Source organism: Reticulibacter mediterranei, from assembly GCF_016587455.1.
In genome coordinates this window covers 736238-748110 of sequence record NZ_BNJK01000002.1, presented here as the reverse complement: position 1 = coordinate 748110, position 11873 = coordinate 736238, and the positions used below count along the sequence as shown (strand labels likewise).

Annotated in this window: 9 protein-coding genes; 3 read left to right on the top strand and 6 right to left on the bottom strand. The window is 55.3% G+C overall.

The genetic code is table 11. The features are described 5' to 3' along the window. Window positions 1-35 precede the first annotated feature (35 nt). From K3T83_RS41585 to K3T83_RS41570, 4 genes are all read right to left on the bottom strand, one after another. Window positions 36-1460, bottom strand: coding sequence for a WD40 repeat domain-containing protein (locus tag K3T83_RS41585; protein ID WP_220209037.1), 1425 nt, complete (start codon window positions 1458-1460; stop codon window positions 36-38). A 15-nt stretch (window positions 1461-1475) separates the two neighbouring features. Beyond that, window positions 1476-2009 carry an RNA polymerase sigma factor gene (locus tag K3T83_RS41580; protein ID WP_236065185.1) on the bottom strand — a complete coding sequence of 178 codons (534 nt, stop codon included), beginning with the start codon at window positions 2007-2009 and terminating at the stop codon, window positions 1476-1478. Between the two features lie 203 nt (window positions 2010-2212). Then, entirely contained in the window at window positions 2213-3109 is an 897-nt protein-coding gene (locus tag K3T83_RS41575; RefSeq protein ID WP_220209036.1) for a DMT family transporter, read from the bottom strand. After that, the gene (locus K3T83_RS41570) at window positions 3106-3609 is read right to left on the bottom strand and encodes an Lrp/AsnC family transcriptional regulator (RefSeq protein WP_220209035.1); all 504 of its coding nucleotides are present in this window, start codon (window positions 3607-3609) and stop codon (window positions 3106-3108) included. Before K3T83_RS41570 ends, K3T83_RS41575 begins: the two co-directional genes overlap by 4 nt. Window positions 3610-4166: 557 nt before the next feature. Between K3T83_RS41570 and K3T83_RS41565 the strand changes: the two genes are divergently transcribed. After that, the gene (locus K3T83_RS41565; protein ID WP_220209034.1) at window positions 4167-5123 is read left to right on the top strand and encodes a helix-turn-helix transcriptional regulator; all 957 of its coding nucleotides are present in this window, start codon (window positions 4167-4169) and stop codon (window positions 5121-5123) included. 39 nt (window positions 5124-5162) lie between these two features. Here K3T83_RS41565 and K3T83_RS41560 read toward each other — a convergent pair whose 3' ends face one another. Together K3T83_RS41560 and K3T83_RS41555 are read right to left on the bottom strand one after the other, a co-directional pair. Continuing rightward, window positions 5163-6143 carry an amidohydrolase family protein gene (locus K3T83_RS41560; protein WP_220209033.1) on the bottom strand — a complete coding sequence of 327 codons (981 nt, stop codon included), beginning with the start codon at window positions 6141-6143 and terminating at the stop codon, window positions 5163-5165. A 72-nt stretch (window positions 6144-6215) separates the two neighbouring features. Next, a complete protein-coding gene (locus K3T83_RS41555; protein ID WP_220209032.1) occupies window positions 6216-7373 on the bottom strand; it encodes an epoxide hydrolase family protein in 1158 nt (385 codons plus the stop codon). Window positions 7374-7823: 450 nt separating this feature from the next. On the opposite strand from K3T83_RS41555, the gene K3T83_RS41550 reads away from it, so the two are divergent. Continuing rightward, a complete protein-coding gene (locus tag K3T83_RS41550) occupies window positions 7824-10394 on the top strand; it encodes a tetratricopeptide repeat protein (protein WP_220209031.1) in 2571 nt (856 codons plus the stop codon). 259 nt (window positions 10395-10653) lie between these two features. Further along, window positions 10654-11841, top strand: coding sequence for an MFS transporter (locus K3T83_RS41545; protein ID WP_220209030.1), 1188 nt, complete (start codon window positions 10654-10656; stop codon window positions 11839-11841). Window positions 11842-11873 lie beyond the last annotated feature (32 nt).

Genomic DNA, 11873 nt, shown 5'->3' with positions numbered 1-11873 from the left:
CTTTGTCGGAGGAGGGGATTGTTTGTTAGGGTTGCTTAGCTCAGCGCCCAGACATAGACAGGTGTTGGCTTCCCTTCATCTGGCTGCTCCAGCGAAGAAACCAGCCCTGTGCCATCAGGCGACCAGGCCAGATCGCTCACCTTCTGCTTTGCAGGATCAGCGACTTTACCAAAGGTCGTGACGGCCTGCAGTGCCTTGACATCATAGATGCTGATCGAGGTGCTACATACCGCAAGGTATTTGCCATCAGGCGACCAGGCCACGTCTTCCGCCTTCTTATAATCCAACGTGTTCACAATCTTGCCATTGGCAGCACTAAAGATGTTGATCTGATTATCTCCGCTCACGGCAAGCAGAGAGCTATCAGGTGAAAATCCCAGGCCGAGAAATCCATTCTTCTCAATGCCAGAGGTAATATCGCTCATTTTCTTCCCGGTGCTGACATCCCAGATGCTATATATCTTTTGCTTTGCAGTAAAATCGAAGTCAGACATAAATGCATACTTACCGCCGGGTGAAAGTTCGAGAAAGCCTCTGGCTCCCTTGTTGCCATCGACGGTAATCAGGGTCTTGAGATTTCCACCGTTGGCATCAACGCTTTTGATGACCGAAGCATAATTTGCTCCCTCAGCAATAAAAATGATCTTTGTGCTATCAGATGACCAGACCATCTCAGGAAGTACGTGTACTCCTAATTGCGCAAAAGTGATACTTTTAATCGTGTCGCCATTGCTATCTTCTATATCCAATGTATTGGCGTTATAGCTGGCCGTCGCTATTTTCTTGCCATCGGGCGATCCGGCAGCTTGATAATTCTCGTGTGCAAGTGTTTTTTTCCCACCGCAATCCTTTGCGGAAAAAATCATAGACCCTCCATTGGAGTGCGCAACGGCGTTTCCCTGGACAGGCCAATCCACCAGGACTCGCGAACTTTCAAATGGAGGCTGCGCGCGGTCATCGACCCCAATGCTACATACCAGTTTGGCACTGCTGATCGCTTTCACCTGCTGTGCGCCTGTGATGGTGGATCTACTATTGCCCCCTGTCTGCGGTGCGGGTCGCAGCACACCTGAGAAGACAGTAAAGCTCAAAATCGTGATAACGGCAATCGCCGCAACCAGACTGATGCCAACAATGCGCACGATTGAACCACGTTTTTTTGTTTGTGAAAGCGGTACGGAGGAATTCATCCCCAATGAGATGTTTCTATCTTCCATGACGTTTCTGTCCTTCATTGCTATTATTTTTCTTTTCGTATGTATCTCTTGCATTATCCGTTGATTGCGTTTGAGTGCTTCCCGCTGCACCAGGCGTGCTCGTACGCGCTCCAATGAGCGTGCATGATCGACAGTTAACGGTTGATAGAGCGTTTGTAGTTCGTGTACCAGGCGCGCATCGTTGCCGGAGAGGGCATCTGGTAAGCACTCAATCTGTTCGGGTGAAAATTTGTCGTCGTACAAGATACTCCTCCTTTTCTAACGCCGCCTGTTATAGATGGTGCGCAAGAACTTGAGCGTGCGCGAGAGTATCATGCGCACCGCCCCTTCTTTTTTCTCAAGAACGTTTGCAATTTCGGCACAACTGAACCCATAGGCGAAACGGAGTTGTAACACATCCCGTTGTAGTTCAGTAAGCTGTGCCACAGTTGCCCGCAAGTCGGCGTACTCCTCACGCCGTAATGTAATCTGCTCCGGCTCCTGAGCCTCATCAACGTAAAGCGTCTCTTCAACCTGTTTTAATTTCACACCCGGATGCCGGGTTTTCCGACGATAATAATCCGCCGCTTTATTGCGTGCCACGCTCCATAGCCATGCTTTTTGCTCTGCCTCTTTCAAACTTTCCAGATTGTTTCGCTCCATTGCAGCGAGAAATACATCCAGAAGTAAATCTTCCGCATCATCCCGCGATGCCGTCTGTTTATAGAAATAGGCAAAAATGCCTGCTGCATAGTGCTGATAGAGTGCGTCACAGGAGAGGTCTGTGAGCATAGCCGGTTCTTGCTGCTGCATCAATCCTCCCGTTTTACATACAATTCGCAGTTTGCGGCTCTAAAAACGAACCATTTTTCAACATTGTTTCATCCTCTATAGAGGTTGTTTTTGAGATCTCAGAGGTAAATCGCAACCAGCACAAAAATGTCACATGTCACCCAGAACATATACTTTTGGGTGACATGTGACACTGTACGAGAGAGAAGATGCTTGTACGCCGCTCACGCCTGCCTGGAGAGTACGGAGACGCTGAGGATGATCAGCAGGCCACCGGCAACCGTAAAGAGCGTGAGATGTTCGCCCAGCAGCAGAATCGCCAGCAGCGTACCCAGGAGGGGCTGAATAAACAGCGTGGAGGCGGCAATCGAGCTGGCCATTTTGCTCAGACCATAGAACCAGGCGAAATAAGCAATAACCGTTGTGATGACAGCAAGCCAGACAACAGCAAACCAGGACGACAGATCGAGTTGAGGCCAACCGCTGTGCATAATCTCCCAGCCAGCGACCGGCCCCCAGACAAACATGCTACCAACGATAGTCGCAGCCGTCACCACCAGTGGTGAATGTTTGATGAGCATCGATTTACCGCCCACAGTCGCCGTCGCCTCGCAGAGCAACCCAAGCACGACCAGCAGATCGCCGATAATACGACCGAAACCTCCATTGGCAGCCGTAAATGTTGGCAAAATGCCCTGGCCGACGACCAGATAGACGCCACAGAAGCCCAGCAACAGGGCAAAAATGGTGCCACGCCGGATCGGTTCGCGCAACCAGAGCCAGGAGAGCGCCGCTGTAAACACTGCTTCGGCACTGATGAGCAGCGCCACATCAGAGGCCGTCGAGAGCGCCAGCCCACCAAATTCCAACAGTTTATTGATGACAAAGCTAACGAGCGAGAGCAGCGCCAGTTGCAGCAGATCTTTACGCGTGGGCCGCACAGTGCGATAGTGCCAGAGCAGAAACGGCAGCAACAGTAGCGCCGAGAGACCGAGCCGCAGCGCCAGCATCATCGTCACCGAGAGATCGCGCAGCGCGAATTTAGCGGCGGCATAGCTGGTCGCCCACAGAACGTTTGCCAGGATCAGCCAGAACCAGGCTGATGAAGAACGGGTTTTCACGGTAAAATACTCTTTCCAGCACCATCGACTTCCTGCGTTACAGCCGTTCGCGGCCCTCGCAGCGACTCTTCTTTGATGGTAGCAAGCGCAATAGAAGTGACGGAGTGCGTGACACCGGGCAGGCAGCGCATCTGTGCCAGCAGTGCGCGCAGGGTTTGTGGCGAAGCGGTGCGCACCTTCAAAATATAGCTATCCTCGCCGCTGACATCGTGACATTCCAGAATTTGCGGCTCCTGCAAGACAAATTCCTCAAAGCGCTGCACCGCCTCGACCGACTCTTGAATCACCACACGCACAAACGCCGCCAGACCGCGCCCCATCCTGTCTGCATTCACCCGCGCGGTATAGCCCTCAATAAACCCCTCGCGTTCCAGGCGTTGGATGCGAGCATAGATGGCAGGCCCGGTCAGGTCAATTTTCTTGCCAATTGCTGTGTGTGAGAGCCGCCCATCCTCGCAGAGCAGATCCAGAATTTTCCAATCTATATCGTCAAGCGTCATATAATTTGTTTTCCTTAGCAAAAATGCTATTTTATTTACGATATCTAGATTATATGCAATAATTTTCTTGAAATCAATAGCCACAATCACCAATATATTTATTGAGCAGGGCTTTCCAATTCTCCCATCCAGCAGGAGTGCAGAGGGCGGTAGCCCTTTGCCGGGGTGCGGGCTGACTTACAAGTAGAGGGTTTTTGGGGTGCAGGGGGCGGAGCCTCCTGCCGGGGTTTGGGGTGTCCCCAACGCTTCTCTCTTCCCTGCTCGCCGCCTGCGGCGGTGAGCAAAAGAAGAACAAGGAGTGTTTCGGGGACACCCCGAACCCCGGCAAGGGGCTGCCACCCCTTGCAACCCCGCTCGCATCGGGGAGTGCCAAAAAACCTCTACTTGTAAGACATCCCAGACCCCAGCAGGGAGCCCCTGCACCCCTTTGAGCGGAGAACTGGAAAGCCCTGATTTGTTGAGGAAGTGGCTTGACCTTGTGACGTGGCTGAACTATGATTGAAGGAGGGCTGGTCCGGTCCTTCTTTATTTCAAACTCATCTACACGAGAGGGAAACATGTATCATCCAACCAGCCGGGTGCTTGCGGTGCTTGAGCTACTACAATCCCGGCCATCGATTACGGGGCCAGAGCTGGCCGAGCGCCTGGAGATGGATGTACGCACGATTCGCCGCTACATCACGCACCTTCAGGATGTGGGCATTCCGATTGAAGCCAATATTGGGCGACACGGCGGCTATCGACTGCGGCCCGGCTTCAAGCTGCCCCCGCTGATTTTTACAGAAGAGGAAGCGACCGCCATTATGCTGGGTCTGCTGGGAACTTCCTGGCTGGAGATCGGGCAATCATCGGTCGCGGTTGAGGGTGCGCTGGCGAAGCTTTCGCGCGTTCTACCATTTCGTGCGCGGGAACGCCTGAATGCCATGTCTTCTCATCTCTTCTTCTTTTCGCCACAACAGGACTCGCGGCCCGATGTCTCGCTCGTCCTCACACTCAGCGAAGCAATCGGGCGGCAGCAGCGGCTCGCCATCGATTACCATTCGCACCGCGACGAGGTGACGCATCGCACAGTTGAACCATACGGCATCATCGGCTGGGACGGCCACTGGTATCTGGTCGGCTACTGCTGCCTGCGCCAGGATTACCGCACGTTTCGTCTGGATCGCATCGAGCGAACAGAACTGCTAGAAGAGGCATTCGAGCGCGTGCCAAACTTCGATTGCCGTGCTCATGTGATGAGGCAATACGGCAAGCAGGCGAAACGCTGGCAGATTGAGGTCGAGTTTCACGCGCCGCTCTACACGATGCAACAGAAGATCTCGTCCGCCTATGGTATCCTTACCGCCACGCCAACAGGGGTGCTATACCGCACTGAGTACGAAGACCTGGACGGCATGGCCGCCTATCTGATGGGTCGTGGCCTGCCGTTCATCGTACACCAGCCGCAAGAATTGCGCGATGCGCTTTTGAGGTTGGCAGAACAAGCAACACGAATCGCGACAAGCCAGCCATAAACGATATTATTGGTACGTCCGGCAAAGGAGATGCGCCAATTATCCCAATTTCAGCAACCGCTCGGCGTTGAGATGGCAGATCTTCTCTTTATCTGTCGGATTGATAGCGAGGCTGTCCAGAAAGGTGCGCCCCTGCTCGTTGCTGCTGTAGGGGTAATCGACCGAGAAAATAAGACGATCTGCCCCGATTAATTGTAGTGCCTGCAAGAACGGTGGTTCAGTGAAAAAGGCGCTGGTAGTGATGTGAAAGTTTTGTGTGATATATTCCGGCAGCGTGTGCTTGAGATGTCTGGTGTGCTGAGCTAAAACACCGGTGGAGCGAGCAAGCATAAAGGGGAGCATCTCACCCATATGCCCGATAACGATCTGCAAGGTTGGCAGGCGATCAAAGATGCCGCTTGCAATCAGGCGCAGGGCATGCAGACCGACCTCCTGGTGCCAGCCCCAGCCGCCGGTTGCCAGCGCCGTAGCAAGCGCGGGATTGAGGCCCGAAAAATAGGCTTCGCGCACGGCGGCTGGCGGCTCGGCAGGATGGATATAAAGAGGAACATCGAGCGCGACAATCTCCTCTAAAACGGGCAGGAAGGTGGGGTCATCCAGAAAACGCCCGCCGGTTGTATTGTTGACCATCGCTCCCCTAAAGCCCGGCAAACGTATTGCGCGCCTCAGTTCAGCGACGGCGGCACTCGGGTTCGTCATGGGCAAGGTCGCAAAGCCAGCAAAGCGCGTGGGATGAGCTGCGATGGCGGCGGCTAATTGATCGTTGGCAGCTTGCGCCAGTGGCACATCTTCGCCCGGAGCGAGCGATTGCACGTTGAGCGTCGTTTGCGAGATTACCTGAAGATCGATCCCGCCTGCATCCATATCGCGCAAACGCTGTTCGCCAAGATCGCGCAACTTTGCCTGCACCGACGTAATAGAGCCTGTATTCATGCCTCCTCCCCCTCCAGAGGCCGCTCGATCCATCGCCTCCCTGTATCCGTCAGCCAGAAAATGCTCTTCAATCGCGATTGTGCGCATACTACTACCTCTTCTATAAGTGAATGTCAATACATACATGATATGACAGCGAAGAGGTCGTCGCAAGCGCGGTCATGGGAGAGCTGAGCGCAGAGGACGGAAAAAGGTTCGCAACTCGTCGGCCAGTAGATCTGGCGCTTCGAGGCCCGCAAAGTGGCCGCCGCGCGGCATCTCCGACCAGCGCTCGATATGCAGGGTACGCTCACCCCATTCGCGTGGGGGCCGATTTGCCTCACCGGGGAAGAGTGCGACGCCAGCCGGCACCTCGATGCGTTGTCCGGCCCGTAATGGTGGCTGAAGTCGAACATTCTCATAATAGGTGCGAATCGAAGCATTGATGCTCTGCGTGACCCAATAGATCATAATGTTTGTGAGCAGTTCGTCTTTGCTGAAGCTGCGCTCGATCTCGCCGCCGCAGTCGCTCAATGACTGAAACTTTTCTATGATCCAGCCTGCGAGACCAACGGGCGAATCGTTCAGACCATAGGCGAGGGTTTGCGGTTTCGTCGATTGAATCATCGCATAGCCACCCTCCCGGCTCATCCATTGTTGGACCGCTTCGAGATACCGCTGCTCGGCAGGCGAAAGATCGGGCATGTCCGCAATCAGGGTCGGGAAGCTTAGAAAAGTGAGATGGATGCCAACAACTAGCTCAGGATGTCGGAGCGCCAGCATGCGGGTAACGCCGCTGCCAAAGTCTCCCCCAGCGGCGGCGAAACGCTGGTAGCCGAGTTCCTCTTTCATCAAGTGCATCCATAACTCAGCAGTTTGTGCCAGCGTCCAGCCGCGCTCGCGTGGTTGATCCGAGAAGCCGAAGCCGGGCAGCGATGGCACGATCACATCAAACGCATCGGCCGGATCGCCACCATAGCTCGCCGGATCGGTCAGCAGAGGAACCAGCTTGAGCAGCTCAAAGAACGAGCCGGGCCAGCCATGCGTGATAATCAGCGGCAATGGATGCGGCCCCTTGCCGCGCTCATGCACAAAGTGGATACCCATGTTCCCGATCTGCGCGCGAAAGTGAGCGAACCGATTCAGCTTTGCCTCTTGTTCTCGCCAGTTGAAACCATGCAGCCAGTACTGCACCAGACTTTTGAGATACGCGAAGTTCGTGCCATACTCCCAACCTGCTCCCTCTATCTCGTCGGGCCAGCGCGTACGGATCAGACGTTCGTGTAGATCGTCCAACGTCGCCTGTGGTACATCAATAGTAAATGGTTGAATGCTCATAACGTTTGCTCCCTGTCTCTCTATAGTGATATCTTGAAGCTTCTCCGTCTTGTTATAAACGTATGTCTAGCGCATAGAGTATACAGACAATGGAGGACAGGATCGACCCTTGAACCTTATAATATAGATTCTACATAAAGAGACAGGGCTTTCCAGTTCTCCGCTCAAAGGGGTGCAGGGGTCTCCCTGCCGGGGCCTGGGGCGTCCCCAGTTTCCTTCCCTCCTTCGCGCGTCGCCGCAGGCGGCGCGCAAAAGAGAAGAAAAAAGTTTTTTGCGGGGACACCCCGCACCCCGGCAAAGGGCTGCCGCCCTCTGCACTCCTGCTAGATGGGAGAATTGGAAAGCCCTGCATAAAGAGAGCATCACTTGCGCTGAGCGAGCAAATTGTGGATAATTGGAACATCAGGCAAATTTGTTGGGGAGAATGCCCACAATAACTGGGAGAGAGCAGTGTCGCAAAATGTTGAGAATAGACCGGATACCAGGCTACCGATCCCACTAACCACGCTGATTGGCAGGGAGCGGGAGGTTACGGAAGGATTGCGCCTGCTACAGCAAAACGAGGTTCGCCTGCTCACATTGAGCGGACCCGGCGGCGTAGGCAAGACGCGGCTGGCGGTCACGCTGGCGCACCAGGTTCGCCAGAATTTCGCCGATGGCGTGCATTTTATCTCATTTGCCTCCATCCATGATGCCGCCTTCGTCCTTCCCTCCATTGCTCAAGCACTCCGTCTACAAGGAGGTGGCTCGTTTTCTCCATTGGAGCATGTGAAATCATTTCTCCAGGAAAAGCAGATATTGCTCCTGCTCGATTGTTTTGAGCAGGTGATAAGTGCGGCCCCTCTAGTGGTGGATCTACTGACGACCTGCCCATTGCTCAAAATCGTGGTAACAAGCCGCGAGACGCTGCATGTGCGGGGGGAACGTATCCTCTCGCTTTCGCCGCTCCCGCTGCCCGATGTCCAGCTGCTTGCTGACGAAACCGTTGCACAGTATAGCTCTGTTGCTCTGTTTGTTGAGCGGGCGCAAGAGGCTTATCCAGCCTTTCAATTGAGCGCGGAAAACGCCCCCATCGTCGCCGAAATTTGCCGTCGCCTCGATGGACTCCCTCTCGCCCTGGAACTGGCAGCGGCCCGGATCCGGCTGCTCTCCCCGCAGGAACTATTGGAGCGGCTGACCCGTCGCCTCCCTCTATTAACCGATGGACCACGCGATCTACCGCCTCGTCAGCAGGCGCTGCGGACGACGATCCAATGGAGCTACGACCTGCTCTCCGCCGACGAGCAGCGGCTCTTTCGCATCATCACCTCCTTCGCCTGCGGTTGTACGCTCTCGACGTTGGAAGCCATCTATGGCATGCTCGATGGGGAGGTCAGCTTCGTCGTGGAGGGCGTCTCCTCGCTGCTCAATAAACATCTGCTCTATCAAGAAGAACAAGGCGAGCGGCAACTGCTGATGCTTGCTACGATTCGCGAGTACGGGCGGGAGCTGCTGCTGGCCTGTGATGAATGGGAAGAGGTCATGAACAGGCAGGCGGAGTATTACGTGCAACTTGTGGAGGAGGCCGCTAACCTTGCGTATGGGAGCGAGCAGGAGCGCGCATTTGATCGTCTGGAAGGAGAGCGCGAGAATTTACGGGCCGTGCTGAGATGGCTTGTGGAGCGTGGTGGCGCTATGGAAATGGCGTTACGGTTAATCGGTGCCTTATCTCAGTTCTGGCTGGTGCGCTGGTATATCAGTGCAGAGCGCCACTGGGTCGAGCAAGCGCTGGCAGATGGCGCAGACGTTGCCCCGGCGATCAGAGCGCTTGCACTGCGAGCCGCCGGCTGGCTGGCCTTTGTGCAGGACGATGGCATAAGAGCCGAGCAACACTATCGAGAGAGCCTGAAACTATATGAGGAGCTAGGGGAGCCGCGTGGTCAGGCCGCAACGCTCCATTGGCTCGGCTCGCTGGCCCTGACCATGCGCAACGACAGCGAGACGGCGCGTTCCCTGCTCGATGCAAGCTATGCCCTCGCCGTTAGCGCGAATGATAGGGTAGCACAGGAGCTTGTGTATACGACGCGGGGAAATATGGCTCTCAATCAAGGCGACTTCAACACCGCGCAGACCTGCTTTGAGCATAGCCTCGTACTATCCAAAGCGATCAACAATAAAAAGCACCTTGCCAGGGCGCTGCGTGGACTGGGCCATACTCGCCTGATGCAGGACGATGTCGAAGGGGCTAGAGCATATATTGAGGAGAGTCTCGCGCTATCTCGTGAGGTGAAAGATCTCCTGCACACGGCCTACGCGCTTGATCTCCTGGGGCTATTAACACTCGCTCAAAACGATGCAACGCAAGCGCGCACACTGCTGGAGGAGGCGCTCGTTTGCACGCGAACGCTGGGTGTACAACGCCGCGTTGCCTACGCACTCGCGCATGTAGCACGCGCCGCCGCTGTACAGGGCGATATCGAGGGGGCCAGGAGCCGCTATGAGGAGAGCCTGTGCCTGTTTCGTGAAGTGGGCGACGCTACCGGTGCCGCTGCCAGTCTGCAAGACTGGGGCGTCCTATTGGCCCGACAGGGAAATCTGCAAGGCTGTGCGCGCTTATGGGGTGCTGCGCAGGACATGCTGGACCGGATTGACCCTGCCAAGCCACTGCCCTTCTCGTTGTCGATAGAACGCATTACCGATACGGAATACGAGCATATGCTTGCCGAAGTTCGCGCTCAACTGGGAACGCAAGCCTTTGCTACCGCGTGGGAAGAGGGCCGAACCATGACGCCCGAACGGATTCTCGCCGATCAACCGACCAATCACATTATCGTGCAGCCGACCAGAAAATCCAATTTGACCGACCGTGAAAGCGAGGTGCTTGCTCTGGTAGCGCAAGGCCGCACCGACGCCCAGATCGCCGAAGCCCTGGTCATCAGCCCGCGCACCGTACACGCCCATCTGCGCACTATTTATCGCAAAATCGGCGTCACCTCCCGCTTCGCCGCCATCCATTATTGGAGCAACCCTCCCACTTCGTAGTCACGAGATAATTGGTGCATCCGGCAAATGCGCCGGGGAGAGGGTTCGCTATGGGAGACCCAACATTCTCTGTCTTCTCACCATTCCCCTTCAATTACCGGATGCACAATTATTACCTAGATATCCCACGTTTTCTCTCCTCAAGAAAAATAGATACGATTGCCGATGGAGCGGGCCGCATCTTTTTGTATACTCCCTTTGCAACCATTGTTGTGCAGAAAAATGATCGATTCATGGTTTGTAAAGGATCTCTTCACTTATGTCTAAAACACTCACTGATGCAACTACAAAAACGCCCACACAAAATATCGATCCTCGTATTCTCTTGCTGGCCCTCGGTATGTTCGCGCTAGGAACGGATGCGTTTGTCATCGCTGGCGTGTTGCCCGTCATTGCACGCGATATGCAGGTAACAGAGGGGCTGGCGGGACAACTGGTCACGGTCTTCTCGCTGACCTATGGGCTTGGCGCGCCCGTTCTGGCGGCGCTGACAGGACGCTGGCCGCGCCATCGCGTGCTGATAATAGCCCTGGGTGCCTTTTGTCTGATCAATGTCGGCTCAGCCCTGGCTCCATCGTTCTCACTGCTCGGGCTGACGCGCATTCTGGCCGCCTGTTTCGCTGCGCTCTACTCGCCGCTCGCTTATACCATCGGAACGGCACTGGCCGCACCTGAGAAGCGTGGTCAGGCGCTCTCATTTGTTCTTGGTGGATTGACGCTCTCGACCGTTCTCGGTTCGCCGCTGGGAACCTGGGTGGGCGAGCATTTCGGCTGGCGCATGTCGTTTGGGATGGTGGCGCTGCTGGCTGGCGTGGCCTGTATTGCGTTGCTGCTCTGTGGTTTGCCCCGTGAGAGCGCGGCCCCTACATTATCGCTACAGGCGCGACTGGCTCCAATACGTGAACCTCGTCTGTTGCTGGCTCTGTTGCCCGCTTTGCTCTGGAACCTGGGCATCTACGTTGTCTATACGTATCTTGCGCCCATTTTTCAGCAAAATATGCATATAACCGATATCAGCGTTGCATTACTGGTCTTTGGGCTGGGCGCAGTGCCGGGCAACTGGCTTGGTGGGCTGATAACAGATCGGTTTGGCAGCTCACGCCCGCTCATTACGGGCTTCGTGGTCCTGGCGATGATCCTGCTTGGCATCCCCTTTGCGACATCGTTGTTCTTCGGGCTGCCGCTGCTCCTCCTCTGGGGTCTCTGTGGTCCAAACCTCTTCATTGCACAGCAGCACCGCATGTTGAGTCTTGCGCCGGAGCATGCTAATGTGATCCTGGCGCTGAATAACTCCATGCTCTACCTCGGCATCGCTGGCGGCGCGGCTCTCGGTGGAATCGTGCTGCACACGCAACCGGTAGCATGGCTCGGTCCGTTGGGCGCTGTCTGCTCCCTGCTTGCTCTGCTGGCACTGCTGTTCAGCATGCGCATAAAGCGGACGGCGTGATACAGTCTGCATTTCTGGTGTATACTTATCCT